General features: G+C 72.0%; 28 protein-coding genes. 13 read left to right on the top strand and 15 right to left on the bottom strand.

What is annotated here, in order from left to right; genetic code table 11:
- Both ACWDY5_RS14425 and ACWDY5_RS14420 read right to left on the bottom strand, forming a co-directional pair.
- Positions 1 to 1037 (bottom strand): HRDC domain-containing protein (locus ACWDY5_RS14425; protein ID WP_449722668.1); only part of this gene is annotated, 1037 nt, incomplete at its 3' end.
- Positions 1038 to 1273: 236 nt separating this feature from the next.
- Positions 1274 to 1990, bottom strand: a complete 717-nt coding sequence (locus ACWDY5_RS14420) for a response regulator (RefSeq protein ID WP_185002827.1) — start codon at positions 1988 to 1990, stop codon at positions 1274 to 1276.
- Positions 1991 to 2244: 254 nt separating this feature from the next.
- Here ACWDY5_RS14420 and ACWDY5_RS14415 point away from each other — a divergent pair, with 254 nt between their 5' ends.
- Entirely contained in the window at positions 2245 to 3288 is a 1044-nt protein-coding gene (locus ACWDY5_RS14415; protein WP_449722667.1) for a dipeptidase, read from the top strand.
- Between the two features lie 26 nt (positions 3289 to 3314).
- Here the strand turns inward: ACWDY5_RS14415 and ACWDY5_RS14410 are convergent, their stop codons facing one another.
- On the bottom strand, positions 3315 to 3878 hold the full coding sequence (locus ACWDY5_RS14410; protein ID WP_247758574.1) for a DUF3000 domain-containing protein: 564 nt from the start codon (positions 3876 to 3878) through the stop codon (positions 3315 to 3317).
- 96 nt (positions 3879 to 3974) lie between these two features.
- Between ACWDY5_RS14410 and hemE the strand changes: the two genes are divergently transcribed.
- The 4 genes from hemE to ACWDY5_RS14390 are packed head-to-tail and all read left to right on the top strand — an operon-like array spanning position 3975 to position 7842.
- Complete coding sequence (hemE, locus tag ACWDY5_RS14405) at positions 3975 to 5051, top strand: uroporphyrinogen decarboxylase (protein WP_449722666.1); 1077 nt, start codon at positions 3975 to 3977, stop codon at positions 5049 to 5051.
- Positions 5048 to 6511: a protoporphyrinogen oxidase gene (gene hemG / locus ACWDY5_RS14400; protein ID WP_449722665.1), complete on the top strand. Its 1464-nt coding sequence runs from the start codon at positions 5048 to 5050 to the stop codon at positions 6509 to 6511. Before hemE ends, hemG begins: the two co-directional genes overlap by 4 nt.
- Positions 6499 to 7194, top strand: a complete 696-nt coding sequence (hemQ, locus tag ACWDY5_RS14395; RefSeq protein WP_449722664.1) for a hydrogen peroxide-dependent heme synthase — start codon at positions 6499 to 6501, stop codon at positions 7192 to 7194. Before hemG ends, hemQ begins: the two co-directional genes overlap by 13 nt.
- 15 nt (positions 7195 to 7209) lie before the next feature.
- Positions 7210 to 7842, top strand: coding sequence for a methyltransferase domain-containing protein (locus ACWDY5_RS14390; protein WP_449722663.1), 633 nt, complete (start codon positions 7210 to 7212; stop codon positions 7840 to 7842).
- Positions 7843 to 7846: 4 nt separating this feature from the next.
- Here ACWDY5_RS14390 and ACWDY5_RS14385 read toward each other — a convergent pair whose 3' ends face one another.
- From ACWDY5_RS14385 to ACWDY5_RS14345, 9 genes are all read right to left on the bottom strand, one after another.
- Positions 7847 to 9190 (bottom strand): carotenoid oxygenase family protein, encoded by a 1344-nt coding sequence (locus ACWDY5_RS14385; RefSeq protein WP_449722662.1) that lies wholly within the window; start codon positions 9188 to 9190, stop codon positions 7847 to 7849.
- 708 nt (positions 9191 to 9898) lie between these two features.
- A complete protein-coding gene (locus ACWDY5_RS14380) occupies positions 9899 to 10411 on the bottom strand; it encodes a TetR/AcrR family transcriptional regulator (RefSeq protein WP_449722661.1) in 513 nt (170 codons plus the stop codon).
- Between the two features lie 122 nt (positions 10412 to 10533).
- On the bottom strand, positions 10534 to 10875 hold the full coding sequence (locus ACWDY5_RS14375) for a hypothetical protein (RefSeq protein WP_449722660.1): 342 nt from the start codon (positions 10873 to 10875) through the stop codon (positions 10534 to 10536).
- A complete protein-coding gene (locus tag ACWDY5_RS14370) occupies positions 10872 to 11687 on the bottom strand; it encodes a DUF692 domain-containing protein (RefSeq protein ID WP_449722659.1) in 816 nt (271 codons plus the stop codon). The genes ACWDY5_RS14375 and ACWDY5_RS14370 overlap by 4 nt, the downstream gene beginning before the upstream one ends.
- Positions 11684 to 12568, bottom strand: a complete 885-nt coding sequence (locus tag ACWDY5_RS14365) for a TIGR04222 domain-containing membrane protein (protein ID WP_449722658.1) — start codon at positions 12566 to 12568, stop codon at positions 11684 to 11686. Before ACWDY5_RS14365 ends, ACWDY5_RS14370 begins: the two co-directional genes overlap by 4 nt.
- A 36-nt stretch (positions 12569 to 12604) precedes the next feature.
- Positions 12605 to 13507, bottom strand: a complete 903-nt coding sequence (locus tag ACWDY5_RS14360) for a TIGR04222 domain-containing membrane protein (protein WP_449722657.1) — start codon at positions 13505 to 13507, stop codon at positions 12605 to 12607.
- A gap of 42 nt (positions 13508 to 13549) precedes the next feature.
- Positions 13550 to 14497: a TIGR04222 domain-containing membrane protein gene (locus tag ACWDY5_RS14355; protein WP_449722656.1), complete on the bottom strand. Its 948-nt coding sequence runs from the start codon at positions 14495 to 14497 to the stop codon at positions 13550 to 13552.
- Positions 14498 to 14653: 156 nt separating this feature from the next.
- Positions 14654 to 15079, bottom strand: a complete 426-nt coding sequence (msrB, locus tag ACWDY5_RS14350) for a peptide-methionine (R)-S-oxide reductase MsrB (RefSeq protein ID WP_283664210.1) — start codon at positions 15077 to 15079, stop codon at positions 14654 to 14656.
- Between the two features lie 17 nt (positions 15080 to 15096).
- Positions 15097 to 15405, bottom strand: coding sequence for a hypothetical protein (locus tag ACWDY5_RS14345; RefSeq protein WP_252479045.1), 309 nt, complete (start codon positions 15403 to 15405; stop codon positions 15097 to 15099).
- A gap of 25 nt (positions 15406 to 15430) precedes the next feature.
- Between ACWDY5_RS14345 and ACWDY5_RS14340 the strand changes: the two genes are divergently transcribed.
- From ACWDY5_RS14340 to ACWDY5_RS14325, 4 genes are all read left to right on the top strand, one after another.
- Positions 15431 to 16075 (top strand): NUDIX hydrolase, encoded by a 645-nt coding sequence (locus ACWDY5_RS14340; RefSeq protein WP_449722655.1) that lies wholly within the window; start codon positions 15431 to 15433, stop codon positions 16073 to 16075.
- The gene (ligD, locus tag ACWDY5_RS14335; protein WP_449722654.1) at positions 16062 to 17093 is read left to right on the top strand and encodes a non-homologous end-joining DNA ligase; all 1032 of its coding nucleotides are present in this window, start codon (positions 16062 to 16064) and stop codon (positions 17091 to 17093) included. The genes ACWDY5_RS14340 and ligD overlap by 14 nt, the downstream gene beginning before the upstream one ends.
- A gap of 173 nt (positions 17094 to 17266) precedes the next feature.
- Entirely contained in the window at positions 17267 to 18217 is a 951-nt protein-coding gene (locus tag ACWDY5_RS14330; RefSeq protein WP_449722653.1) for a hypothetical protein, read from the top strand.
- Positions 18218 to 18256: 39 nt separating this feature from the next.
- Positions 18257 to 18607 (top strand): hypothetical protein, encoded by a 351-nt coding sequence (locus ACWDY5_RS14325; RefSeq protein ID WP_449722652.1) that lies wholly within the window; start codon positions 18257 to 18259, stop codon positions 18605 to 18607.
- Here ACWDY5_RS14325 and ACWDY5_RS14320 read toward each other — a convergent pair.
- Both ACWDY5_RS14320 and ACWDY5_RS14315 read right to left on the bottom strand, forming a co-directional pair.
- A complete protein-coding gene (locus tag ACWDY5_RS14320) occupies positions 18604 to 19812 on the bottom strand; it encodes an amidohydrolase family protein (RefSeq protein WP_449722651.1) in 1209 nt (402 codons plus the stop codon). The genes ACWDY5_RS14325 and ACWDY5_RS14320 overlap by 4 nt on opposite strands.
- A 23-nt stretch (positions 19813 to 19835) precedes the next feature.
- Positions 19836 to 21383: an LCP family glycopolymer transferase gene (locus ACWDY5_RS14315; protein ID WP_449722650.1), complete on the bottom strand. Its 1548-nt coding sequence runs from the start codon at positions 21381 to 21383 to the stop codon at positions 19836 to 19838.
- A 325-nt stretch (positions 21384 to 21708) separates the two neighbouring features.
- On the opposite strand from ACWDY5_RS14315, the gene ACWDY5_RS14310 reads away from it, so the two are divergent.
- Entirely contained in the window at positions 21709 to 23073 is a 1365-nt protein-coding gene (locus ACWDY5_RS14310) for an NAD(P)/FAD-dependent oxidoreductase (protein WP_449722649.1), read from the top strand.
- Positions 23074 to 23087: 14 nt separating this feature from the next.
- Positions 23088 to 24041, top strand: coding sequence for a nucleoside hydrolase (locus tag ACWDY5_RS14305; RefSeq protein WP_449722648.1), 954 nt, complete (start codon positions 23088 to 23090; stop codon positions 24039 to 24041).
- A gap of 90 nt (positions 24042 to 24131) precedes the next feature.
- Here the strand turns inward: ACWDY5_RS14305 and ACWDY5_RS14300 are convergent, their stop codons facing one another.
- Positions 24132 to 25346: an MFS transporter gene (locus tag ACWDY5_RS14300; RefSeq protein ID WP_449722647.1), complete on the bottom strand. Its 1215-nt coding sequence runs from the start codon at positions 25344 to 25346 to the stop codon at positions 24132 to 24134.
- A 79-nt stretch (positions 25347 to 25425) separates the two neighbouring features.
- Here ACWDY5_RS14300 and ACWDY5_RS14295 point away from each other — a divergent pair, with 79 nt between their 5' ends.
- Both ACWDY5_RS14295 and ACWDY5_RS14290 read left to right on the top strand, forming a co-directional pair.
- Positions 25426 to 26106 carry a TetR/AcrR family transcriptional regulator gene (locus ACWDY5_RS14295; RefSeq protein WP_449722672.1) on the top strand — a complete coding sequence of 227 codons (681 nt, stop codon included), beginning with the start codon at positions 25426 to 25428 and terminating at the stop codon, positions 26104 to 26106.
- 82 nt (positions 26107 to 26188) lie between these two features.
- Positions 26189 to 26941: a thioesterase II family protein gene (locus tag ACWDY5_RS14290; protein WP_449722646.1), complete on the top strand. Its 753-nt coding sequence runs from the start codon at positions 26189 to 26191 to the stop codon at positions 26939 to 26941.
- Positions 26942 to 26954 lie beyond the last annotated feature (13 nt).

The following is a 26954-nucleotide window of genomic DNA, read 5'->3' as shown; positions in this document are numbered from 1 at the left end:
CGGGCCGCGCCCAGGCGGGCCGCGGCGACCGGGTCGCGCTCGGCCCAGCGGTTGGGCGGCGGGGGGCCGTCGTGTTGCGGGGAGGGGTCCGGCAGGTCGGACTTGGGGAGTTCGCGGGCCTCGCGCAGGGCGCCTGACCAGACGTCGGCCATCCGGCGCTGGGCGCGGCCGCGGAAGACCGGCAGGGAGAGCAGTTCGGCGTGGCCGGTGGGGTCGTGCAGGGCGGCCTCGACGATGGCGGAGTCCGGCAGCACCCGGCCCGGCGCGATGTCGCGCTGCTGGGCGATGGTGTTGCGGGCCTGCCAGAGCGAGCGGACCGCGGCGTACTGGCGCGGGCTGCGCAGGCGGTGGATGCCGGAGGTGCGGCGCCAGGGTTCGGCGCGCGGGGCCGGTGGCGGGGCGGTGCGGACCGCCTCGAACTCCTCCAGCGCCCAGGCCAGCTTGTCCTGGGCGATGAGCTCGGCCTCCAGGGAGGCGCGCAGCTCCAGCAGGAGCTCCACATCCAGTGCGGCGTAGGCCAGCCAGTCGGCGGGCAGCGGCCTGCGGGACCAGTCGGCGGCGCCGTGGCCCTTCTCCAGCCGGAAGCCCAGCTGGCGTTCCACCAGGGCGCCCAGCGCGACCCGCTCGAAGCCGACCAGCCTGCCGGCCAGTTCGGTGTCGAACAGGACCTCCGGGCGCAGCCCCAGCTCGTGCAGGCACGGCAGGTCCTGGCTGGCGGCGTGCAGCACCCACTCAGCGGGGTTGAGCACCTCGGCCAGCGCTTCCACCCGGCCGTTGACCGCGACCGGGTCGATCAGCACCGTGCCTGCGCCCTCGCGGCGGATCTGCACCAGGTAGGCCCGCTGCGAGTACCGGTATCCGGAAGCGCGTTCGGTGTCCACCGCGAAGGGCCCCGTGCCGGCGGCCAGCATCGCGGCGGCCCGCCCTACGCCATCGACGGTGTCGATGACGAGCGGCACGCCACCGGAGGGGGTGGTGAGCAACGTCAGTTCTGGTTGCTCACCGGAGTCGTTGACAGCGGTTCGGCCTACATCCACGGCCGTGACCCTATGCGTCAACGGTGCGCTCAGACAGTCGAGATCCACTGAAGTAGGCTGACCGGCACGGCGCGCCGACCGGAAATTGCTGGTCAGAGGCTGATCCAACGCTTTCCGATCTTTCCGTACCGGCCAACCACACCCCGGTCGTCACGGGGTCCGAACTTCGTGTGCCGGGCGTGTCCGCGCTCTGCAACGCACCCGACCGCGACTTTCGGACCCCCTCGGCTGAGGAGTCAGCGGATAACGCCGGCACGCATGGCCAGCGCCACCATCTGAGCCCGGTCCCCGGTTCCCAGCTTGCGCCCTATCCGCGACAGGTGAGACTTCACCGTGAGCGCGGACAGGTTCAGTGCTTCGCCGATCTCCTTGTTCGAGCGGCCGTCGGCTACCAGTTGCAGCACTTCGACCTCTCGCGCGGAGAGTTCCCTCGGCGTGTTGTCCGTTCCGGGCACCCTGGTTCCGGCAGCAAGCACCGGAGCCACGGACGGATCGGCGTAGACCCCGCCCTCGAGGACCCTGCGCACCCCGTCGGTGACCACCATCGGCGATGCGGACTTCAGCAGGTAGGCCTGAGCGCCTGCCTGGAAGGCCGCACGCACCGCGTACGGGTCATCGGAGGATGCCAGGACCACGATGCGCGGCCAGCCCTGCGCACGGAGTTCCGTGACCAGGTCAATGCCGCTTCCATCCGGAAGCCCGAGATCCAGTATCGCGAGGTCGCACGGCCCCGTGGCCAGGGCACGCGCCCTCGCCTCGGCCACCGATGCGGCCTCATGCACCGTGCCGGCTCCCATCTGCATCAGTCGCGCCGCAATGGCCTCCCTCAGCAATGGGTGGTCATCGACCACCAGCACCGAAAACAGCTCTTCCCGCGGGTGCGGGACCATGTTCGCCGGCAAAGTGCCGGCTGGCGTGGTTCGAACGGCCTGTCCTAAGCCGACGGCAGCCACGTCACTACCTCCCTGGAGTCGGTCGTGCCCCCCGACCGGCACCGGGACTTTCGACCGATCGGCCGCGCCACCGATCGACCGAAAGTGGTGTCGTCGGGAGGAGCGTAGCCGCCCAAGCGGGTCAGTGGGACGATCAATTGGGTATCTGTCCCGATCGGGTTGTCACTTTGACGTGGTCTGATCACACGATCGGGCGGTCCCTCGGATGGTGGTTAACGCCGAGCCGTACACAAACGACATGAAGGATTTGCACTATGCCGACCGAGGGGTCGTTAGGCCGTTCGCGCGAGCTTCTCCGGCGGGTTCCGCTCGTCGACGGGCACAACGATCTGCCGTGGGCGATCCGGGACAAATCGGGCGGGGAGGTGGCTGCGATCGAGCTGACCGTCGAGCAACCCGGTCTGCACACCGACCTCGTCCGGCTGCGCCACGGTGGGGTGGGCGCTCAGTTCTGGTCGGTCTACGTGCCGTGCCACCTTCTCGAGCATCGCGCTGTGACGGCGGTGCTGGAACAGGTCGAGCTGGTTCACGAGCTGGTTGAACGGTACCCCGAACAGCTCCGGCTCGCTCGATCGGCGGCCGAGGTGGAGTCCGCCTTCGCCGACGGCCGGATCGCCTCCCTGCTCGGCGCCGAGGGCGGCCACTGCATCGGGGAGTCTCTCGGTGCGCTGCGCGCGCTGTTCCGCCTCGGGGTCCGCTACCTGACCCTCACCCACAACGACAACACGCCGTGGGCGGACTCGGCCACCGACCAGCCCGCCGCGGGTGGGCTGACCGACTTCGGCCGAGAGGTGGTGCGGGAGATGAACCGGCTCGGCATGCTGGTCGACCTCTCGCACGTCGCACCGAGCACCATGTGGCACGCGCTGGAGACCAGCGCCGCCCCGGTGATCTTCAGCCACTCCTCCTGCCGGGCGGTCACCGACCACGTCCGCAACGTGCCGGACGACGTGCTGCGCGAGCTGGCCGCCAAGGGTGGCGTGTGCATGATCACCTTCGTGCCCGCCTTCGTCTCGGCCGACCCGGTGCGCCGGGCGAGGAGGGCGGACGTGGTCGCACACCTGGAACACGCGCGCGAGGTGGCCGGCATCGACCACATCGGCATCGGCGGCGACTACGACGGCACCTCAGAGCTCCCGGACGGCCTGGAGGACGTCTCCAGGTACCCGGAGCTGTTCGCCGACCTGATGGACCGCGGCTGGTCCGAGCAGGACCTGGCCAAGCTCGCCGGCGGCAACGTCCTGCGCGTGCTGGACGCCGCCGAGAAGGTCGCCGCGGAGCTCCGCCAGAACCGCTGAGCCGCCCGAGTGGTCGCGGTGGTCAGTCAGTCGCCCTTGCGCTGACTGATCATCGCGATGCCCACCGGTGGCAGCCCGGCCGCGCTGGAGAGCAGCTCGCAGAAGGCCTCCGCGTGCGCGGCCAGCTCCGTGTCCCGAGCCGTCCAGGACGCGCGCAGCTCCAGGTCGTGCGTGCTGCTCGGGCCGGAGATGTCGCCGAAGCGGGCGGAGGAGGTCTGGGTGACCGTGCCGCCGAGCGCGGTGAAGGCGGCGCCGGAGAGCTCCAGCGCCTCGGTCAGCCACGACCAGCCCACCGCGGGTAGCAGTGGGTCGGCGGCAAGCTCGGTGTCGAGTTCGGCCCGGACGTAGGCCACTAGTCGCAGCACCCCGTCCCAGGCTTCGGCCCCGTCCGGATCGTGCAGCAGCACCAACCGGCCCGTGGCCAGCTCCCCGGCCGGCCCGTTGGCCTCGGCGCTGAGGGCGAAGCTCCACGGGGCGAGACGCTGCGGGGCACGGACCTCGCCCAGCTCGACCTCAGGTCGTGGATGCATCGACCGCAACGCGGCAACAGCCTGCCGGAACACCTCGGGTTCACCCGATATCCCGGTCACGTTGGCGAACTCTAGGCCGCGCCGGGCGGGTGCGGCGGGAGGCACGCCGGAGCCGCGCGAACGCCTTGCGCAACCCGTGGCAACATGGGAGCCGAGATGACTACCGCTGCCCAGGTCCCGGCGCGCCGGGACCTTCCCCAAGCTCCACTGCTGGTCGCCGCGCGTGGCGGCACGCCGAGCCGGACCCCGGTGTGGTTCATGCGCCAGGCCGGCCGATCCCTGCCGGAGTACCGGAAGGTCCGCGAGGGCATTCCGATGCTGCGCTCCTGCTTCATGCCGGAGCTGGTCTGCGAGATCACCATGCAGCCGGTCCGGCGGCACGGGGTCGACGCGGCCATCCTGTTCAGCGACATCGTCGTGCCGCTGGCCGCGGCCGGGGTGGACCTGGACATCGTGCCCGGCACCGGCCCCGTGGTCGCGAACCCGGTGCGCTCGATCCACGACGTGGACAAGCTGCCCAGCCTGGCCGCCGAGCAGGTCCAGCCGGTCGCCGAGGCGATCGGGCTGCTGACCAAGGAGCTGGGTGAGACGCCGCTGATCGGGTTCGCCGGCGCGCCGTTCACGCTGGCCTCCTATCTGATCGAGGGCGGTCCCAGCCGCAACCACGAGCGCACCAAGGCGCTCATGCACTCCGAACCGGCCACCTGGCACGCGCTGCTGGGCCACCTCGCCGACATGGCGCTGGACTTCCTCACCGTGCAGGTCAACGCGGGCGTGGACGCGGTACAGCTGTTCGACTCCTGGGCAGGCGCGCTCTCCGAGCGGGACTACCGCGAGTTCGTGCTGCCGCACTCGGCCAAGGTCTTCGCGGGGCTGGCCGAGACCGGCATCCCGCGGATCCACTTCGGCGTGGGCACCGGCGAGCTGCTGGTGGCCATGCGCGAGGCGGGCAACGACGTGGTCGGCGTGGACTGGCGGGTGCCGCTTGACGAGGCGGTCCGCCGCCTGACCAGCGCCCGGCCCGACCTGCCGGCCCCGGTGGTGCAGGGCAACCTGGACCCGGCCGTGCTCTTCAGCGGCGAGGACGTGCTCGCGCGCGAGATCAACCGGATCGGCGCCGAGGGCAGGGCCGCGGCCGGGCACATCTTCAACCTCGGCCACGGCGTGCTGCCCGAGACCGACCCCGGGAAGATCACCCGCGCGGTCGAGCTGGTGCACGAGCTGCGGCCATGACCACCGCGCCGCAGCGGGTCGCGGTGGTGGGCGGCGGCATCGCCGGGCTCACCGTGGCGCACCGGCTGCGCGGCCTGCTCGGCGAGCAGGTCAGGGTGACCGTGCTGGAGCAGACCGACCGGCTCGGCGGCAAGCTGCGCACCGAGGAGCTGGCCGGCGCGCCGGTGGACGTGGGCGCGGAGGCCTTCGTCACCCGCCGCACCGAAGGTATGGAGCTGGTCGCCGAGCTGGGCCTTGGCGAGCAGCTGCGGCACCCGCTGCGCGCCGCGCCGACCATCCACGCGGGCGGGGCGACCAGGGGGCTGCCGCCGCGCACCTTCCTCGGTGTCCCCGCCGACCCGGCCGTCCTGCGCGAGGTGCTCAGCCCGGACGGTTTCGCCAAGGCGATGGCCGAGCCGGAGCTGCCGCCGCTGCGCCCGGACGGCCCGGACTGGGACGTGCCGGTCGCCGACCTGCTCGGCGCCCGCTTCGGCGCTGAAGTGGTGGACCGGCTGGCCGAACCGCTGCTCGGCGGGGTGTACGCGGGCCGCGCGGCCGGGCTCGGCGTGCGCGCCACCATGCCGCCGCTGGTCGACGCCCTGGAACAGGGTGCGGGCTCGCTGACCGCGGCGGCCGCCAAGGTGCTCGGGCCGGGACTGAAGCCGGGGGAGACCCGGCCGCCGGTGTTCGGCGCGCTGACCGGCGGCATGGCCGACCTGGTGGCGCGGCTGGCCGAGAGCTCCGGCGCGGAGCTGCGGCTCGGCGTCACCGTGCGCGGGCTGCGCCGCACGCCCGAGGGCTGGCGGCTGGAGCTGGGCTCGGCGGCCAGCCCGGAGTTCCTGGACGCCGACGCCGTGGTGCTGGCCGTGCCGGCCCCGGCCGCGCGCAAGCTGCTCGCCGAGGAGGTGCCGGCGGCGGCCGCCGCCTACGCGCGGATCGAGGTGTCCTCGATGGCCGTGGTGGCCTTCGCGCTGCCCGAAGGGGCCGAGCTGCCCGCCGCCTCCGGGGTGCTGCTGGCCGTGGGCGAGCGGCACGCCGACGGCACGCCGTTCACCGCCAAGGCGTTCACCTTCTCCAGCCGCAAGTGGGGCCACTTCGCCGAGCGCGGCACCCTGCTGCGCGCCTCGGTCGGCCGCTTCGGCGAGGCCGAGACCCTGCAACGCGAGGACACCGAGCTGATCGCCGCGGTGCGCGCCGACCTGGCCGAGCTGACCGGGGTGCGGGCCGAGCCGGTGGACGCGGTCGTACGGCGCTGGGGCGGCGGACTGCCGCAGTACGCGGTCGGGCACACCGCCACGGTGGCCGCGATCGAGGCCGCCGTCGGCGAGGTGCCGGGGCTGGCGGTGGCGGGCGCGAGCCTGCACGGGGTGGGGATTCCGGCGTGCATCGCGACCGGGCAGGCCGCGGCGACCCGTGTCGCCACTCACCTGGCCGTCGCCCGTCGCCCGACTGGTGCGAGTATGGGGACATGGCGCGGCTGAACTACAACGAACTCAACGACACCATCCGGTACACCATGTGGTCGGTCTTCCGGATCCAGCAGGGCGTGCTGCCCGAGGACCGCGCACAGGCGGCCCAGGCCACCTCCGAGTACCTGGAGTCGTTGGCGGGCAAGGGCGTTGTCGTCCGTGGCGTGTACGACGTCGCCGGGCTGCGCGCCGACGCGGACTTCATGATCTGGTGGCACGCCGAGGAGATCGAGCAGGTGCAGGCGGCCTACAACGGCTTCCGCCGCAGCACTCCGCTCGGCCGCGCCTCGACCCCGGTGTGGAGCAACGTGGCGCTGCACCGGCCCGCGGAGTTCAACCGCAGCCACATCCCGGCCTTCCTGGCCGGTGAGGACCCGCGCAAGTTCATCTGCGTGTACCCGTTCGTGCGGTCCTATGAGTGGTACCTGCTGCCGGATGAGGAACGCCGCAAGATGCTGGCCGACCACGGCAAGGAGGCCCGCGACTACCCGGACGTGCGGGCCAACACGGTGGCCTCCTTCGCCCTCGGCGACTACGAGTGGGTGCTGGCCTTCGAGGCCGATGAGCTGCACCGGATCGTCGACCTGATGCGGCACCTGCGCGGCACCGAGGCGCGGCTGCACGTGCGGGAGGAGATCCCGTTCTACACCGGCACCCGGATGCCGGTCGCCGACCTGATCGCCAACCTGCCGTAGTCCTGGAAAGTGCTCATGCGCAAGGCAGTTCGCGTCGCCGCCGCCGCGGGAGCCTGGACGGCTCTCGTCGGCGCGACCTGGTTCGCCCTGGCCAGGCTGGCCACCGCGGTCAGCCTGCGGCGCGGCGCCGAGCTGCAACGCTGGCGCTGGCTGCACGAGCTGCTGCCCCTGCACCTGCGCCGCTTCCTGCTGGTCACCGCGGGGGTCGACGAGTCGGTCCCCGCGCTGCGCAGTGTCTTGGCCCCGGCCCGCGGCCTGGTGGTGGACGTGATCGCGCACCGGCGGGCCGTGGTCAGCCTGCTCCGCCCGGAGACGGTGCGGGTGGTCCCGGCCCGCCCGGAGTCGCTGCCCGGCAGGCCCGGTTCGGTGGACGTGGTGCTGGCCGTCTTCGCCGCCCACGAGCTGCGCGAACCCAGGGAACGCGAGGCCCTGTTCGCCGAGGCGCGGCGGCTGCTCAGCGCGGACGGCCGGATGGTGCTCATCGAACAGCACCGCAACGCCAGGACCCTGGCGGTCTTCGGACCGGGCGCCTGGCAGTTCTACCCGAGCGAGGAGTGGCGGCGGGCGGCGGCCCTGGCCGGCCTGACGGTGATCGCCACCCGCCGGGTCAGCCCGTTCGTCACCGGCTGGGCCCTGGCCGCCGCCTGAGCGTTCAGTCCCGATCCGGAATCCAGGACCCGTGGATGCCCGAGGGCACCCGGTGCGGCAGCTCGACCACCGCCACCGGCGCGGCGCCCAGATCACGGGCGTCCAGCACCAGCAGCTCGGAGTTGTCCCGCCGCAGGTCGCTGACCACGGTCAGCAGATACCCGTCATCCTCCGCGCCGCCACCCTCGGCCGGCACGAACACGGCCTCGCCAGGCATTCGCTCCGGTCCCAGCGGCAGCACCTGACGCCCACCGGTGGCATCGTCGTACTTGACCACCGCGTACTGCTCCAGCCCCGCACCCGGCATCGCCACCGCGTACCCGAACCGCGTCGCCGCCCCCGCGAAGTCCTCGTTGATGGTCGGGAACTCGGTCACCAGATCATCCACCCGCTCCTCCTTCGCCACCCCGGTCACCGGATCCAAGACCCACCGATGCCGGACCGAACCGACCAACGGCACCGAGGGATGCCCAGGCGCGCCGACCCACCACTTCCACGAGGACTCCCACGCGGCCCGGTCGTAGCGCGGCCCGTCCAGCACGATCCGCCCGTCGGCGTCCTCGTGGGCGTTGGCGACGTGCAGCAGCGCCGAGGGCGCCACCTCGAACCAGGTGACCACGGGCTCGCCCACCCGCGGCATGACCCCGATGCGCGGCTGGTAGTCATCGCTCCAGCGGTACGGAATGCCGGACCGCTCGGCCGGATCGAACACCACCGGCAGGTCCAGCCAGAGCACATGCCCCCGGGTCAGCCCGAAGTCGTGCATCAGCGAAGGCCCCGCCCCGTCCACCACGACCGCCCGGGTGATGTGCCCCGCCGCGTTGGCGACGTAGTAGGTCAGATGCGGCGGAACGGGCGAATACCCGAAGAAGTGCAACTCCCCGCTGACCGGATCCTCCTTGGGATGCGCGGTCATCGCCGTCCGCAACCGCCCCCCGAAGTCGAACGCCCCCAAGGTCTCCAGCTCCCCCGACAACTCAAACGGCACGTTCGCTTCCTGGAGCGCGAGGATGCGCCCGGCGTGCTCGATGACGTGGGTGCCCGCGACGCTCGCGGTGAGGTCGACCGATCCGTCGGCTCGTTGGTAGGGCGCGCCGTCGAGGGCCGGGGTGCGGACCCAGCGGTTGCGGTACCACTCGGCTCGCCCGGCCCGGAGCCGGAGTCCGTGCACCATGCCGGCGCCTGTGAACCAGTGGGTGGGGGTGTCGCCGGGTTTGGGGTTGTGGCCGTTGCGAAAGTAGCGGCCGGTGAGCTCGGGCGGAAGGGTGCCGCGGGTGGTGAGCTGGGTGACGGTGTGCTCGTGCGCGACGGGGGTGTAGTGGCCGGTCAGGTAGGGCGGGGTGGTCATGGTGGGGCTCCCTTGGTGTGAGTGGCTTGGTGTGAGTGGTTGATCACTCACTCTTGTGGCGAAATGAAGGCCGACTGATGGAGTCGGCCTGGTGGATGCTGACGTGGGCTTGATCGGTGATGCGGTTTAGCTGCCGAGCAGGTTCGGTCGATGGCGGCAATCATTGAGTGGTCGATCACTCATTGCCCTGGTCTCTGAGGCCCGGGTGTCCCGTGCCCGTGCCCGTGCTGGCGCTGTTGGTGCCGCGCCGGTGCCCCGCCCCCGCCCTGCCCCGCCCCCGCCCTGCCCCGCCTTGCCCTGCCCCGCCTTGCCCTGCCCCGCCTCGCCGTGCCGTGTGCTGCCCCGCCTCGCCCCGCCTCGTCCTGCCCCGCCATGCTGGCACCGGTGCCCGTGCCCGTGCCGTGCCGGTGTCGGTCCCGCGAGGCGATGAGTGGTCGATCACTCACTAATCTGGCCTGCTTACTGGTTGATCGCTCACTGGGGCAGTCATTTAGTGGTCGATCACTCACTGATTTGGAGCGGTTAGGGTGTGGATCGTTCGGTGGGGCGGTCGGTCGGGAGGGGCGGTCGGGGAGGGGGCGATCGGCAGTGTCCGGTGATCGGAGAGCGGGCGGTCGGCGGCGTCCGGCGATCGGGAGGGTCGATCGGTCAGGGAGTGCCGGCTGGCCGAGGGGTGCTTGGGTGGCCGGGGGGCGTGGAGCTGGCTGGTCAGTAGTGGCGAATGCCTTCGGACAGCGTGTTCGCCCACGGCGCGTCCACGCCCTCAGCGCCCATCGCCACCACCAGATGACAGAGCGCGCCCCGGGAGAAGAACTGCTGGACCTGGTGGTCCGTTCCGTTGGACACGCTGCGCACGTACTCCACCAGCCGCGCGTACCCGGCTTGCACCGCCGCGCGCACGGTCTCGTCCGAGGCCGCCGCGGCCTGGGCGTGTAGCTGCACCAGCAGCAGGTCCCGGTCGGTGACCAGGCGGGCGTAGGCGGCGCCCAGGGCGCTCAGCACCACTTCCGGTGCGCTGGCCTGGGTCGCGGTCGCGCCCCGGGTCAGTGCTTCCCTGATCTGGTTGAAGCATCGTTCGACCACTGCCACGAACAGTGCTTCCTTGTTCGGGAACAGGCGGTAGATGTAGGCCTGGGAGATGCCTGCGAGCTTGGCGACCTCGGTGGTCGTGGTGCCGTAGTAGCCCTTGGCCGCGAACGCTCCTACCGCTGTCCGCAGCACGGTTTCTCGTCGTTCGTCCGCCGTTGACAGCACTCGACCCGTTTCGCCCATGTGAGTAATAAACCACTCACACTTTTTGGGGTCAAGCGGGGGTCGCCCAACCGGGGCTGTGGCGTTCGTGGTCAGCGGCGGGGGCGGGGCCACCAGCGGCGGCGGGGTTTGGGGAGGCGGCCTTCTGCGACCAGCCAGTCGGCGAAAGCGTTCGCGTCCGCGCGGGCGCCGACGCCCTCTCGCCGTGGGTATGCGGCGGCATACGCGTCGAACAGCTCGCGGAACCGCTCGCCCAGTCGCTCGGGCAGATCGGGGCGCAGGGCGGCGGTGACCCGGCGGCGTTTGGCGCGCAGGGCCTGGGACTGGGCTTGGAGGCGGGTGGGGTTGAAGCCGGTGGGGGCTGGGCCGTTGGCGAGCAGGGCGTGCAGGAGGGTGGACTGGGCGGCGGCCAGGCGGGTGCGGGGGTCGGTCATCGGGGGGCCTCGACCACTGCGCGGATGGCGGCCAGTTCGGCGGCGAGTTCGGCGTCCGGGGGGTAGGCGTCGTCTCGCTCCAGGAGGACGCCGGGTGGGTGGACTCGGGCGCAGAGGTCGGCGAGTAGGTCCAGGACCTGCTGGGGGACGGCGTGGGCGTGGGTGTCGTGGTAGAGGCCGTGTTCGGTGGTGCCGCCCGCGACGTGCACGTAGGCCAGGCGTTCCAGGGGCAGGGTGGTGAGGAACTCTTCCGGGTCGGTGCCCAGGTTGAGGTTGTTGGCGTGCAGGTTGGCGACGTCCACCAGCAGGAGACAGTCAGTGCGCTCGGCCAGTTCGGTGAGGAACTGGGCCTCGGTGAGCTCGTTGTCCGGCCAGTCGATCAGGGCGGCCACGTTCTCCAGCGCCAGCGGGACCGGCAGGTCGCGTTGGGCGTCCTTCACGTTGGCGCACAGCACATCCAGCGCGTCCTTGGTGCGCGGGACGGGCATCAGGTGGCCCGCCTCGATGCCGCCTGCCCTGACGAAGGCCACGTGGTCGCTCACCAGCGGGGCGCCCAGGCGTTCGGCGATCGTGGCGAGGTGGTGGACTCGTTGGGGCACAACGGGGTCCGCGCCGCCCAGGGACAGGGTCACCGCGTGCGGGAGGACGGGGACTCCTCTGGCGCGCAGGATTTCCAGGGACTCCGGGAGGGTGGGGCCGGACAGGTTCTCGGCCACCACCTCCACGAAGTCGACCTCGGGCAGGCGTTCCACGGTCAGGTCGATCTCCGGGCGCCAGCCGATGCCGACGCCCAGGCGCGGGATCCGGGTCATCCGCCGCACCCCCCGCCGCCTCCGCCGCTGCTGCCACCGCAGCCGCCGCTCCCTCCGCCGCCGGAGCCGCAGCTGCTGCCGCCGCCCGCGCCGCCGGTGTCGGGGGCCAGGCCCGCGGCGATGGCGGAGTCGGGATGAGAGCTCATTCCGTGGAACGCCACCAGGAACAGCACTTCGGCGCTCACCACCGAGCCTGCCGTGTTGAGCAGGGTGTTGTCCGAGCGCCTGCGCGCGGCCTCGGTGCGGGCGCGTTCCAGCGCGCGGTGGCCGAGGGTGGTGGCCTTGGGGCCGGGGACCAGGGCGGCGGCCAGGGTCAGGGCGGCGGTCAGGATCAGCAGGAAGACCAGGAAGCCGACGGGTTTGCCGTTGCTGACGCCGTCGGCGAGGCGGAGCGCGCCGACCAGCGCGACCGGTGCGAAGCAGGCGGCGGCGGACAGCCGGGCCGTGCGGGCGCGTTCCGGGTGCACCAGCAGGTTCGCCTGGATCAGGCGCTGGCGCAGCTCGCCCAGTTCGGCGGAGCGGTTCAGCTGTTTGGTCGCGGCTTCCAGGCCGTCGGCCGGTTTGCGGTCCCGCACGGCGGTGAGCACCCGGCTGTCGACCATGGACTCCGCCTGCTTGCCGGTGGCCGCCGGGAGCGCGCCCCGGCTGACCCGCAGCGCGTCGGTGGCGACCAGCCGGGCCATGGCTGCCTCGACCAGGCGGCGGGTGCCGCCGGAGAGGTAGGCGGCCTCGTCCACAGTCAGCTCAGGGGTGCGCGGGTGCGCGCTGGTGAGCTTGCGCGCGGACAGGCGGCGGCGGATGGCCACCGCGACGGTGACGATCAGCGCCAGTGCGTACAGACCGAGGAACTCCGGGCCCGTCAGGCCCCACGTGTCGTGCATGTCGCCACCCCCAGGTGCCGTTGTGGTGTAACGGGATCAGCCCCCGCAGCCGCCCCCGCCACCGCCGCAGCTGCTGCCACCGCTGCTGCTGGAGGAGGAACAGGACGAGGAGGAGGAACTGCTGCCGGAGCAGGAAGAACCGCCGGCCGAGCCGCCGCCCGAGGCCGGCAGCGCCAGCACCTTGCTGACCTCGTCGTCCGGGAAGGCCGCGAGTCCGCCGACCGCGACCAGCATCGCCGCGCCGCCGAGCAGGGCCAGCTGGTCGTTGTTGTCCGCCCTCGGTTCGCGGCGAACGGTGGTCTGGAACTGGGTGAGCGTGCGCACACCCGCCTGGGTGAGCCGGTTGACCTTGGCCAGCAACGCGATCAGGGCCAGCACCGCGGTCAGCGCCAGCAGCCAGACCAGGTAGCCGACCGGCCTGCCGTTGCCGGTGCCGTCGGCCACCCGGACCACGCCGATGAGCAACAGCACCGCGAAGGCCGCCGCCCCGCGCAGCCTGGCCTGCCACTGCTGCCTGCGCGAGACCACCAGGCCCAGCGTCTCCAGCCGGTTGCGCACCTGTCCCACCAGCGGGTGATCCTCGAACTTCGCCCGCAGGCTGCCCAGCGTGGCCGCCGGGTTAGCCCTGGAGTTCAGCTCGGCCAGGATCGCCTGGTCCAGTGGGTGCCGCGCGGTCAGGCCGGTGACGCTGAGCCAGCTGCCCCTGGCGGCGCGCAGGCTGCCCGCCTCCAGCATCCTGGCCACCGCGGTGAAGACCACCTGGGCCCCGCCGCCGGCGAGGTAGGCCACATCGTCCGCGCTGAGCCGCCCCGCACCGGGGGCCATCTCGGCGCGCCGGACCGACCGGCGCGCCCAGACCGCCACCACGATCGAGACAACCAGCCCCAGGCAGTACAGGAGCAGGAACTGCGGCCCGGTCAGGCCCCACGTCTCGGTCATCGCCCACCTCGTGTCGCTCTTGGTTGGGGCGACGGTAGCGCGTCAGCCGCCGCCACCGCCGCCACAACCACCCCCTCCGCCACCACAGCTCGAGCCGCCACCGCCACCGCCGCCCCCGCCGCCACCGTCGCCGATGGTGCCCCCGGCGGCGAACCCGCCGGCGTACCCGGCGTAGGAGCCGCTGCTGTCGTAACGGGACCCCCGGCGGCCGCCGCGGGCCGCCTTCAGGTCGCGCTGAGTCTGTAGCTGGGCCGAATGGCTCAGCAGCGCCGTGCGCACCCGGGCATCCGGGTAGCCCGAAACGCCTTGCCGCGCAACGAGACTGGCCGCACTGTCCGAAGTGGACTGCATCGCCTGCTCGACCGCGGCGTCACCGGCCTGGGTGCGCCAGGCCACCGGCAGCCAGGCGGCGAAGCCCGCCAGCAGCCCGGTCAGCAGCAGGAACAGCATCAGGTACCCGACCGGGTAACCCTGGCTGCCACCGTCGATCGCCCGCCACAGGCCGATCACGCCGAGCCCGATCAGCGGCAGCGCGGAGCGCAAACCCATGCCGGGCAACCGCTCCGGCGGCACCAGCAGCCCCCGGTCGGCCAGCCGCGCGCCCACATCGGCCGCGGCCTGGCTGTCCGCGACCCGGTCCACCAGCAGTTGCAGCGTGCGCCGGCCGGTGTCCCCTGTGTAGTCGCACACCGCGCGGGCCAGCGGATCCGTGGTCCGGAGTGGGCCGGTGCCGCTCACGTAGCCCCCACGCGAGGCCCGCAGCACATCCCGTTCCAGCAGCGCCGCGACCGCGGTCTCCACCGCCCGTGGCGCGCCCCCGACCAGGAAGGCGAGCTCGACGTCGGTCAGCTCACCCGGCCTGGTGGCCGCGGTGGGATCCGGCCGCCGTCCGGCGATCCGGATCCACCCCGCCAGCACCAGCGCCACCACCAGGCCGATGGCGTACAACTGCAAGAACTCCGGGCCGGTCAGTCCCCATGGATTCTCCATCGTGACCCCCTCTCACCAGCAAGGAAGCCTCATGGTGCGGTCTGGGTCACACCGGTACAAGGGTATTTGATGGAGGATTGGGCAGAACTTAGGGAAAGCTTGAGATTGGCCGGTTTTCGGCTCAACCACAACGAAATCCGGCCGTTATGAAGATACTCAGCCTTCTTGCTCGGTCGGGTCGGCCACCAGGCGCAAGCTGACGCTGTTGATGCAGAAGCGCTGATCGGTCGGCGTCGGGAAGCCCTCGCCCTCGAAGACGTGCCCGAGGTGGCTGTGGCAGGTCGCGCAGAGCACCTCGGTGCGCACCGCGCCCATGCTGCGGTCCTCGCGCAGCACCACCGCGTCCCCGGCCAGCGGCGTGTAGAAGGACGGCCAGCCGCAGTGCGACTCGAACTTGGTGTCGCTGCGGAACAGCTCGGCGCCACAGGCCCGGCACTCGTAGATGCCCTCGGTCTTGGTGTCGGTGTACTCGCCGGTCCACGCCCGCTCGGTGCCCGCCTGGCGCAGCACCCGGTACTCCTCGGGAGTCAGCTGCTCCCGCCACTCCTGCTCGGTCTTGACGACCTTCGGACCCTGTTCCATGCCACCACGCTAATACTTCAGAACAGGAACAGCAGAATGGTGTTGAGCGCGCCGGAGAAGGTGAGCACCAGGCCGATCAGGATCAGGCCGGTGACCACCACCGCGGCCAGCCGCCAGCCGCCGCCGACCCGGTTGGCCGAGTCGGCGAACTCGCTCACCCCGGCCAGGTAGCCCTCCACGGTGTAGGGCTTGGGGGCGTGCTCGATCCGGTCGAGGTGCTTGGCGAAGGCCTGCGCCTCGGGATCGTGCGGGTCCAGCCCGACCAGGTCCTCACCGAACCGCCCTGGCGGGCCCTGCGGCTCGTCATCCGGTTCCGTGCGTCGCATACCCGCAACGGTAGCGTGCGGAGCTGTGAACAGGGCAGACACCGATACCGCGCCGCAATACGACCCCGCCCTCGGCCTGGCCGGGCTGCCGGGCGCGCCCCGCTGGGAACCCGCAGGTCAGCGCGGTCTGTACCGGAGCGAGTGGGTGAATGTGGACCTGGTGGCGGTGCGCCCGCCGACCGCGCCGCCGTACGAGCACCACGTGGTCCGGATGGCCGACGCGGTGGCCGTGGTGCTGGAGGACCCCGAGCGCGGGGTGCTGATGCTGCACCGGCACCGGTTCATCACCGACACCATCGGCCTGGAGCTGCCGGCCGGTGCGATCGACCCCGGTGAGGACCCGGTGACCGCCGCGGTCCGGGAGACCGCGGAGGAGACCGGCTGGGCCGCCGAGGCGCCCCGGCTGTACCTGTCCCGGTGCGTCTCCAACGGCCGCAGCGACCAGCTCTTCCACTTCGTGCACGCGCGAGTGGGGCGGTGGCTGGGCGGGCCGGAGAACCACGACGAGGGCCACGCGGTGTGGGTCGGGCACGAGCACCTGCGCGAGGTGCTCGGCGGCGACCTGGTCAGCTGCGCGCCCTCGCACCTGGGCCTGCTGCACGCGATGACCTTCGGTTTGCTGCGGAACGGGCCGCTGGGCGGTAGCGTCCACGCCCGTGAGCAGGGGTGAAGCACTCGAACTGACCGTGGACGGGCCCGAGGGGCCGCGTGCCGTGCGGGTGTCCAGTCCGGACAAGCTGTACTTCCCGGAGCGGGGCATCACCAAGCGCCAGGTGGTCGAGTACTACCTGGCCGTGGCCGAGCCGCTGATGCGCGTGCTGGGGGAGCGCCCGACCACGCTCAAGCGCTTCCCGGACGGGGTCGCTGGCGAGCCCTTCTACGCCAAGCGCGTGCCCAAGGGCGCGCCGGAGTGGGTGCAGCCGGTGCGGATCACCTTCCCGTCCGGGCGCACCGCCGAACAGGTCTGCCCGACCGAACCGGCGGTGCTGGTCTGGGCGACCAACCTGGGCACCCTGGACTTCCACCCCTGGCCGGTCCGGCGCCCGGACGTGGACCACCCCGACGAGCTGCGCATCGACCTGGACCCGCAGCCCGGCACCGACTTCCAGGACGCGGTGCGGGTGGCCGGGGTGCTGCGCGAGGTGCTGGCCGAGGCCGGGCTGACCGGCTACCCGAAGACCTCCGGCGGCCGCGGCATCCACGTGCTGGTGCGCATCCGCCCGGACTGGGACTTCATCGACGTCCGGCACGCGGTGATCGCGCTGGGCCGCGAGGTGGAACGCCGCCTCCCGGAGCAGGCCACCGTCGCCTGGTGGAAGGAACAGCGCGGCGAACGGGTGTTCCTGGACTACAACCAGGCCGCCAGGGACCGCACGGTGGCCTCTGCCTGGTCGGTGCGCGGCACGCCGAGGGCGACCGTGTCCTTCCCGCTGGACTGGGCCGATCTGTCCACGGTGGACCCTGATGACTTCGACGTGCTGACCGTGCCGGGGCTGCTCGCCGAGCGGGGGGACGCACACGCGAGTATGGACGAGCGGGCCTTCGGGATCGAGACCGCGTTGGAGTGGTACGCCAAGGATGAGCGGGACCACGGGCTCGGCGAGATGCCGTACCCGCCCGACTATCCGAAGATGCCAGGGGAACCGCCCAGGGTGCAGCCGTCCAAGGCGCGCAAGGCGGAGAGCTAGCCGCACTGGGCCAACTGGCCGGATTCCCTAGAGCGATAAGGGTTTTCCAGCCGGATGGGGCAGACCAAGGGGCGGTGCGCGGCGCCCCTTGGGGACGAGTCGCCTTGCCGTGCGGGAATTCCTGGCAGCGTCGTCGGTGGTCACACGAGACGTTGCTGGGAAGGGACGAACCGATGTTGCGCATTACCGCTGACATATTCTCCGGCCGGTCGAACCCGGTGTGGGAGGTGCGGGACGGGGCCGAGGCGCGGGCCGCGGTCCGGGCGCTGACCGCGAGCCGGGACCTGCTCACCGAGTCGGCGCCCGCGCAGGGCGGGCTCGGGTTCCGGGGCTTTCAGGTGGAGGCACTGGGCGATGACCACGCGGCGGACCTGGGGATCGCGAGCGTGTACCTGCCGGTGGGCGCGCTGGCCGGTGGACCGGGTGCGGCGGAGCTGGGGGAGCGGCTGATCGGCCTGATCGGGCACAGTGAGAGCGCGGGCTACGGGGCGCAGGACGCGCTGCCGCTGGATGAGTCGCTGGCCTCCTTCCTGGGCGCGCAACTGGAGTCGGTCAGCTCGGCGGGGACGGCCTCGCAGTCGGTGCGGGACACCCGCGGCGGCAGCGCCTCGGCCGCGGAGCGGGCCCCGGAGGAGGCCGAGTCGGCGGCCGCGGTGACCTGCTACATCGAGCGGACCGCGTTCAACCCCGGGTTCTGGAACAACGACGCCACCACGCTGCGCGACAACAACTGCTACAACTACGCCTCCAACTGGCGGACCAACACCTTCGCCCAGCCGGGCCGCGGCGCGGGCGCCGTGTACTCCGCGGTCACCTGTGCCGAGGTGACCAGGGGCGCGCTGGCCGACGGCATGCACCGCCGCTACGACTGCTTCCCGGACACCGAGAAGCCGCGCCCGCTGGTGGCGCTGGTGGTCGCGCCGGGACCCGGTTTCATCGACTACCACTGGTACCGGTTGCAGTCCGAGCCGTTCTGGGGCCACAAGCCGGGCCGCACCGCCGCGCGCAACACCGACAACAGCGGCGTGGTCATCAGCAACCCGGAGACCGCCAACCGCGGCCCGTACACCCAGTTCTGCGGCTACTTCTACGGCTGCAACAGCCAGCGCCAGCGCATTCGTTGATACCGTTGGCCTTTACAGCACCGGCGGGGGGCGGCGGGCATGGACGTCGAGGTCGATCTCTACAGCGGGCGGCCGAACCCGCGCTTCCGGCTGGATCCGGCCACCGGGACCGAGCTGTTGCGCAGGCTCGCCGGACTCGACCCGGCGCCCGCGCCGGACACGCGGCCGGACCCGTTGGGGTACCGGGGTTTGCGGGTTGAGCCGGGTTCGGCCGGCGCGCCGATCGCGGAGGTCGTGATCGCCGGTGGGGCGGTGCTGGTGCGCGAGCGCGGCGGGCGTGAGCTGTGGCTGGTGGACCGGGGCCGGGAGCTGGAGCGGTGGCTGGCCGGCCAGGCCGGGTCCGGGCTCGATGCCGGGGTGCTGGATGTGCTGCGCGAGGAGCTGTCCTAAGTCCTGGTGTCCTTGACGATCCGGCCGCCGCGCACCACCAGCACCACCCGGTCCGGGTCGGCGAACAGTCCCGGTTCGGCCAGCGGGTCGCCGGAGACCGCGACCAGGTCGGCGCACTTGCCGACCTCGATCGAGCCGATCTTGTGGTCCAGCCGCAGGATCCGGGCGTTGGTGAGGGTGGCCGAGACGATGGCGGCCATCGCGCCGAGCACCTTGGCCTTGACCGCGATCTCCAGTCCGCGCCGGTGCTGGCCGGGGCCGAGGTGGTCGCTGCCGGAGCCGACCAGCACCCCGGCCTCGGTGGCCACCAGCACCGCGTTGTACGTGGCCGCGCGCACCTGTTCGATCCGGTCGGCCAGCTCGGGCCGATCAAAAACGTCCATAATGGACAGTGTCGGGACCAGGGCCGCGCCGTGCAGGGCCATCCGCGCCGCGGTCTCCTCGTCCAGGTAGCTGCCGTGCTCGAAGCAGGCCACCCCGGCGTCGAGTCCATTGTGGATCGCTTGCAGCGCATGGGCGTGCGCGGTCACGTAGCTGCCCCGGCTGGCCGCCTCCTCGACCGCGGCGCGCAGCTCGGCCACGGTGAACTGGGTGTCGGCGATGCCGGCCGTACGCGACAGCACGCCACCGGAGGCGGCCACCTTGAGCTGGGTGGCGCCGCGCCGGAAGGCGTGCCGGGCGGCCCGCCGGACCTCCTCCGGCCCGTCGCAGGTCTGGGTGGCGTGAGACAGGCCGGGCAGGCCCGCGTAGTGCTGGTGGCGGTCCAGGAAGCTCGGGGTGTGGTCGCCGTGCCCGCCGGACTGGGCCAGCATCGGCCCGGAGGGCAACAGTCGCGGCCCCGGCACCAGCCCCGCCTCGATGACCTCGGTGAGCGCGCCGTCCGCGCCGCCGAGGTCGCGCGCGGTGGTGTGCCCGGCGAGCAGGCACAGCTCGGCGTTGCGGAACATCTCGGCCGCGGTCCTGGCCGGGGACAGCGGGTCCCGCTCGCCGAGGTCGATCAGGCCGAGGTGCGAGTGCGCGTCGATCAGCCCCGGCAGCAGCGTGCACCCGGACAGGTCCAGCACCCGTGCGGCAGGCGACGGTGGCGAGTCCACCGAGGTGATCCGGTCGCCGAGGGTGTGCACAGTGGCCGACGGGACCGGATCGGCACCGGTGCCGTCGATGAGGGTCGCCCCGGTCAGTACCAGCCCCGCCTCGCCTCCCATAGCGGGTCAGCGTAGGCGGCTGACTAGTTCTTGTCGGTCTGTCCGGGGTCAGTGGAGCAGATCTGGTCCAGCGAGTCCGGCGGCGCGATGTTCGGCGAGGTGCCGGTGCCGTTGCCCGCGCTGCTGGGCGGCTGGGTGCCGGTGGTGCGGCTGAGGGTCACCTTGCCGCCGGGCTTGCCGGTGGTGGTGGTCGGCGGGGCGGCGCTGGTGGTCGTGGTGGGCTTGGCCGTGGTGCTGGTGGTGGTCAGCGCCTGGGCGTTGCGCACGACCTCGCGCATGTAGTTGAAGTCCGGCACAGCGGTGGAGAACTTGCCGCCGTTGCGGGTGGAGAGGTTGGGGTCGAAGGAGATGCTCTGGATCGGCTTGGTGCGGGCCTTGTTGGCCAGCGACAGCAGCGCGGGCAGCACGTCCTGCGGGATGTTGGTGGCCACGTTGTCCTGGGTGGCCGCGGCGATGCCCTGGAAGTTGGTCAGCAGGTCCATCGGGCTCTTCTGCTCGATCACGTACTTGATCAGGCAGCGCTGGCGGCTCATCCGCATGTAGTCGCTGCCGTCGCTGCGCGCGCGGCCGTACCAGAGTGCCTGCTCGCCGTTGAGGTGCTGCTGCCCGGCCGGGATCCAGCCCTTGGGGCGGATCTGCTCGCCGTGCGGGCCGAGGCCGTTGATCGGGATCGGCTTGGGGCCCACGTTGACGTCCACGCCGCCGAGGGCGTCGATGATGGAGGCGAAGCCGGCCATGTTGACCTGGATGAAGTAGTCCAGGTCCACGCCCAGCATGGCCGCCACCGAGGAGTGCAGCAGGTTCAGCCCCGGCACCGTGCTCGGGCCGCTGGGCGCCAGCTGCGGGTGCTCGTTGCCGTACTTGTACAGCGCGTTGAGCAGGTACTCGCCCGAGTTGGGGTCCCTGCCGTCGTGGAAGCCGTTGGGGAACTGCTTGGCCATCGGCGAACCGGCCGGGAACTGGGCGCGCTGCAGGTTGCGCGGCAGGCCGAAGAGCACGGTCTGGCCGCTGCTGGTGTCCAGGCTGGCCACCATCATGGTGTCGGTGCGGGTACCGGTGCGGTCCGGGCCGGCGTCGCTGCCCACCAGCAGGATGTTGATCCGCGGCTTCTTGATCGCCTCGGCGTCGCCGGTCTGCGCGGTGCCGCCCTGGCCGCTGCTGGCGGTGGTGCCGCCGGAGGGGAACAGGTTCTGCACCAGCGAGCGCTGCGCGTGGACGTTGTAGGCGGCGAAGCCCAGCGGCGCGGCGATCACCGCGCACAGGGTGGCCACCACCAGGGTGGCGGTGATCCGGCCGCCCAGCCGCATGCCGCGCGGGCGGGCCAGCGCGAAGGTGCGCAGCACCACGGCGATCCAGACCAGCGCGAGCAGGACGCAGGCGATGATCGCGCCGAGCAGCACCCTCGGTGACACCGCGTACTGGAACAGCTGCTCCTGGGTGATGGTCAGCCCGACGTAGACCCCGGCGCCGATCAGCAGCAGGAAACCGGCCAGCAGGAACCAGCCCGCTCGCTTGCGCAGGGCCAGGTGTCCGGAACCGGGCACGACCACCGAGCTCAGGGTGAGCAGCAAAGCCTTACCCAGCGTGCGCGATTGCTCACTCTCTCGCGACCGTCGGCCCATGTGTCCAGCTCCTCGGTTCTGTCCTGCGCTGTTCATACGCCGCAGTCCCGAGCCGGGTTGCACCGCTGACCAGTGGTTCCGCTGGGCCGCCGCAGGTGGCACCGGCCCTCGGCCGTTAAACGTACCGATAGTCGATTTGGTTGCCGCACGTGACCGGAATCGCCTCGATCCCCTCTCCCGGGGGAGTGCGCTGGTTCCTGTGGGGGAGTTGCCGCTGACCGCTTCGCCGCAGGCTGGGTGCTGTCAACGCGCAGAGTCACGAACGGGGAGAGCGATGAGCGGACCGCAACGGATAGTCGTGGTCGGGGGCGGTTATGTCGGCATGTACACCGCGCTGCGACTCCAGCGAAAGCTGCGCGCGGGCGAGGCGACGATCACGGTCGTCGACCCGCAGCCGAACATGACCTACCAACCGTTCCTCCCGGAGGCCGCCGCCGGCTCGATCGAGCCGCGCCACGTGGTAGTACCGCTGCGCAAGGTGCTGCGCAAGTGCACTGTGCTCACCGGACGGGTGGCCGCGGTGGACGCCGCGCGCAAGATCGTCACCGTGCTGCCGGTGGAGGGTGTGCCGACCGAGTTGGCCTACGACCACCTGGTGCTGGCTCCCGGCGCGGTCGCCAGGACGCTGCCGGTGCCCGGCCTGGCCGAGTGCGGGATCGGCTTCGGCTCGGTCGGTGAGGCCATCCACCTGCGCAACCACGTGCTCTCCCGCCTGGACGTGGCCTCCACCACCGAGGACGAGGTGCTGCGGCGGCGGGCGCTCACCTTCGTCGTGGTGGGCGCCGGATATGCCGGCATCGAGGTCTTCGGCGAGCTGGAGGACATGGCCCGCGCGGCCCTGCGGCACCACCCCCGGCTGTCCGGAAAGGACATGCGGTGGGTGCTGGTGGAAGCAGCCGATCGGGTGTTGCCGGAAGTCTCGCCCAGCATGGCCGAGTACACCGTGCGGCGGCTGCGCGAGCGCGGCACCGAGGTGCGGCTGGGCACCCGGGTGTCCGCAATGGACGGTGGGCAGGTGGTGCTCACCGACGGCGAGGAGTTCGCCGCGGACACGGTGGTGTGGACCGCGGGGGTGAAGGCCAACCCGCTGGCCGCGCGCTCGGGGCTGCCGGTGGACAGCAGGGGCCGGTTGCTGTGCACGCCCGCCCTTGAGGTGATCGGCGAGGACGGGGTGTGGTCGGCCGGTGACTGCGCGGCGGTGCCGGACCTCTCGGCCAGCGGGCTGAGCGTGTGCGCGCCCAGCGCCCAGCACGCGGTGCGGCAGGCCAAGGTGCTCGCGGACAACCTGCGCGCCGCGGTCCGGGGCAGGCCGGTCCGGGAGTACCGGCACAAGCACGTCGGCTCGGTGGCCAGCCTCGGCCTGCACAAGGGCGTGGCGGAGGTCTACGGCATCCGGTTGCGCGGGTTCCTGGCCTGGCTGCTGCACCGGCTGTACCACCTGAGCCGGGTGCCCACCTTCAACCGCAAGGTGCGGGTGCTGGGCGACTGGGTGCTGACCTTCTTCTGCGGCCGCGAGGTGGTGTCACTCGGCCAGGTGGAGCATCCGCGCCGGGACTGGGCGGCCATCGTGGCGGAGGTGGAGTCGAATCCGCAGATCACAGTCACGAAACCGTTCTCGGGCGAGGACCGGAAAGTCTGATTGACTGTTCAACCGTGCGAATTGTGCTGGACACCGATCCGGGGATCGACGACGCGCTCGCGATCCTGTACTTGGCCGCGCAGGCAGACGTCGAGATCGTCGCTGTGGGTAGCGTCCACGGGAACGTGCCCGCGCAGGTCGCCGCGGACAACAGCAGGCGGATCCTGGACGTGCTCGGGCTGGACGAGGTGCCGGTGGCCGTCGGCGCGGCCCGCCCGCTCGCCCAGCCGCTGGCCACCTCCGAGGTGGTGCACGGCCCGCTGGGACTCGGCAGCTGGCAGGGCCCGGAACCGTCCAAGCCCCCGGTGCGCGAGTCCGCGGCCGAACAGATCGTCCAGCTCGCCCGGCAGCACCCGGGCGAGCTGGACCTCCTCGCACTGGGCCCGCTGACCAACGTCGCGCTGGCCCTGCTGCTGGAACCCGAACTGCCCAGGCTGCTGCGCTCGGTGATGGTGATGGGCGGCGCGGTGGACGCCCCCGGCAACGCCACTCCGTTCGCCGAGGCCAACATCTGGCACGACCCGGAAGCCGCCGACCTGGTCCTGGCCGCCGGTTTTGAGCTGACCCTGGTCGCACTGGACGTCACCCACTCCGCCCGCGCGGACGCCGACTGGCTGGACGCGCTGGCCGCCTGCACCGGCCCGCGCGGCAAGTTCGCGCACGACGTGCTCGGCTTCTACGTCGACTTCTACAGCCGGATGCTCGGCGAACGCTGCTGCACGCTGTACGACCCGCTGGCCGCGGCCATCCTGCTGCACCCCGACCTGGCGACCTATCGCGAGCTGCCGGTGAGCGTGGAGCTGCGCGGGGAGAAGACCAGGGGGCAGACGGTGGCCGATCTTCGGGGGTACGGCAAGGAGATCGCGGCTGAGCTGGGCGGGATCACCGACCGTCCGGCGATCAAGGTCGCGCGGACGGTCGATGCCCAGGCCTTTTTCAAGCAGCTGACCGAGGCTCTGATCGACTAGCTGTGACATTGGCGCGCTCCGCGCGCGGGACCCACCGCGGAGTCAACGGCCCGCCGTGTCGCTGGCGCGCCACGCCTCTTTCGCAGCAGGTCAGCTCGTTCGTCTTACTGCCCGCGTGGCCGGGTGTAGTAGGACGAAGACGAACAGCACGCCGAGCACCGCGGCCGCCGACAGGTACGGCAGGGACGGGCCGAGGCGGTAGAGCGTGGCCCCGATCAGGGGGCCGACGACGAAGGTCAGGGCGTTGGTCGCGCCGACCAGGCCGGCCACGCCGCTCTGTTCGGCGCGGCTGACCAGCAGGGTGGGGGCGGCGGTGCAGCCGGGCATGGCCAGGCCCAGGCCCAGGCCGACCACGGCCAGGCCGAGCAGGATCAAGGTGAGGCCGGAGCTGACCGCGACGCCGAGAAAGCCCAGTGCCGCCAACGGGATTCCGGCGCGCATCAGCCTGGCCGGGGACCAGCCGAGCCGGGGCACGACGGCGGCCTGGGTGAGCAGGAACGGCAGGCCCGCGCACAGCATGGCGGCACCGGCCAGGGTGGCGGTGTCCTGGGAGCTGAGCTGGAGCTGGTCCTGCAACAGGAAACCGACGGTGATCTGCATGACGCCCAGGGACAGGTAGAGGCCAAAACCGGTCAGCAGGAACGGCCACAGCCGGTGGTCGAACGGGCTCAGCTTCGGCGGTTTCGGGCGGTCGGCGTGCCGCTGTTCGCGGGGCAGCCGCAGCCAGACCAGCACCGCGAACACGGCGATGATCACCGGTGCGGCGTACATCGGCAGCAGCAGGCCGCCGAAGGCCAGCAGGCCGCCCAGTGCCGGGCCGAGGACCAGGGAAAGTCCTTGGGCCGCACCGGTTTTCGCGATGCCCTGGACGCGTTCCCGTTCGCCCTCGGTGACGTCGGCGACGTAGGACTGCGCGGCCACCGGCACCCCGGCCCAGGCGAAGCCGAAGAACAGGCTGCGGAAGAGGAGTACCAGCACGAACACCGCGGTCACCGGCAGCGCCTTGGCCAGTCCGAGCTGGGCGATCACCGCGAAGATCAGCAGACCAGCGGCCGCGGCGGTCATGCAGGCCAGCAGCACCGGTTTGCGGCCGCGCGACTCGCTCTGCCTGCCCCAGAAACCGCTGGTCAGCACGACCATGGTGGCGGCGACGCTGAACACGAGGCCCAGCTGGACCTCGGACAGGCCGAGGTCGCGGGCCAGCGGCGGCAGCACCGGCGCGAGGATCTGCTGGCCGGTGAACACGCCGAAGACGGCCAGGTAGATCGGGACGAGCGACACCTTGGCCGCCGTCTGCGTAGTCATGGGCTCCCCAGTCTTTTGTACGGTGTCCAAAAGGTAAGCCTCCCGAAACCCGGCGCGCAATGGCTACCGTGAGCGCGTGATGAGTTCCGCAACCGAGCGAGGCCCCCGGGTCTTCCGCGGCGAGACGCCGCTGACGCCCGAGCTGATCGTGGACGCCGCCGAACGGCTCACCGCCGAGCACGGCCTTGCGGGGTGGACCATCCGCAAGCTCGCCACGGAGCTGGACTGCTGGCCGACCGTGATCTACCACCACGTGGGTGACCGGGCCGCGGTGCACCAGGCGGTGGCCGACCGGGTGGTCTCCCGGATGCCCTGCCCGGAGGAGGAGCTGGACTGGCGGGAGTGGTTCACCGAGCTGCTCCTGGGCGCCCGGCCGGTGCTGCGCGCCTACCCCGGGGTGGCCCGCTGGCTGGTGCTGCGCGGCCCGATCGTGCCCTCCGCGCTGCGCATCCTGGACCGGGGTGTGCGGGTGTTGCAGCGCGCGGGCTTCGGCGCGGAGGCCCCGATGATCTACAGCTCGCTGCTCAACGCGGGCATGTTGCTGATCATGTCCTACGACGAGCGGGACGCGGAGAGCGCGAGCACCAAGACCACCATCACCGAGGCGCTGGGCGCCTACCGGGACGACGAGCGCACCGGGCTGGCCGCGATGGCCGAGTACCTGCTCACCCCCGGCGGGACCGAACCGTTCTACGCCTACGCGGTGCAGCGGGCGGTGGACGGGGCGCAGGCCAGGCTGGCCGAGCTGCACCCCGAGTGAGACGCGGCCAACAGGGGCCGGTGGCGGCGCGGCGGCTACCGTCGTGGCCGAGGTTCCCCGCCGACTCCGAGGAGGCTGACCCGTGACCTGGGTTCGCTGCTACGAGGCCCGCCCGCAGGCACGGCTCCGGCTGTTCTGCTTCCCGCACGCGGGCGGCACCGCGAGCGCGTACCGGCTGTGGCCGCCGCTGCTGCCCGCCGGGGTGGAGATGCTCGCGGTGCAGTACCCGGGCCGCGAGGAGCGCTTCGGCGAGCCCGCGCTGACCACCATGGCCGAGCTGGTGGACGGCCTGGTCACCGGGCTGCGCGGCGAGCTGGACCGGCCGTTCGTGTTCTTCGGGCACAGCATGGGCGCGGCGGTGGCCTACGAGGTCGCGCTGGTGCTGCAGCGGCTCGGCCTGCCCGGGCCGCAGCGGCTGGTGCTCTCCGGCAAGGAGGCGCCGGAGCACGTGACCCCCGGCGAGGTGCACCTGCGCGATGACGACGGCCTGGCCGCGGAGCTGACCGCGCTGGGCGGCACCGGCGCCGCGGTCCTGGAACACCCCGAGCTGCGCGAGCTGCTGCTGCCGATCGTGCGCGCGGACTACCGGCTGATCGAGACCTACCGGCCGACCGAGGCCCCGCCGCTGACCTGCCCGATCACCGCCTTCGTCGGCGACCGCGACCCGGAGCTGACCATCGAGCAGGCCCGCGACTGGGGCAAGAGCACCACCGGCGAGTTCGACCTCCAGGTCTTCCCCGGCGACCACTTCTACCTCAACGACGGCCGCGCCCAGGTGGTCACCGCCCTCACCCGCCGCCTGGCCCTCGCCCCCTCCTGGCCGTCCACGCCCTGACCTCCTGACGGCG

The sequence above is a fragment of the Crossiella sp. NPDC003009 genome, from assembly GCF_053591555.1.
This window is presented reverse-complemented; position numbering and strand designations above follow the sequence as displayed.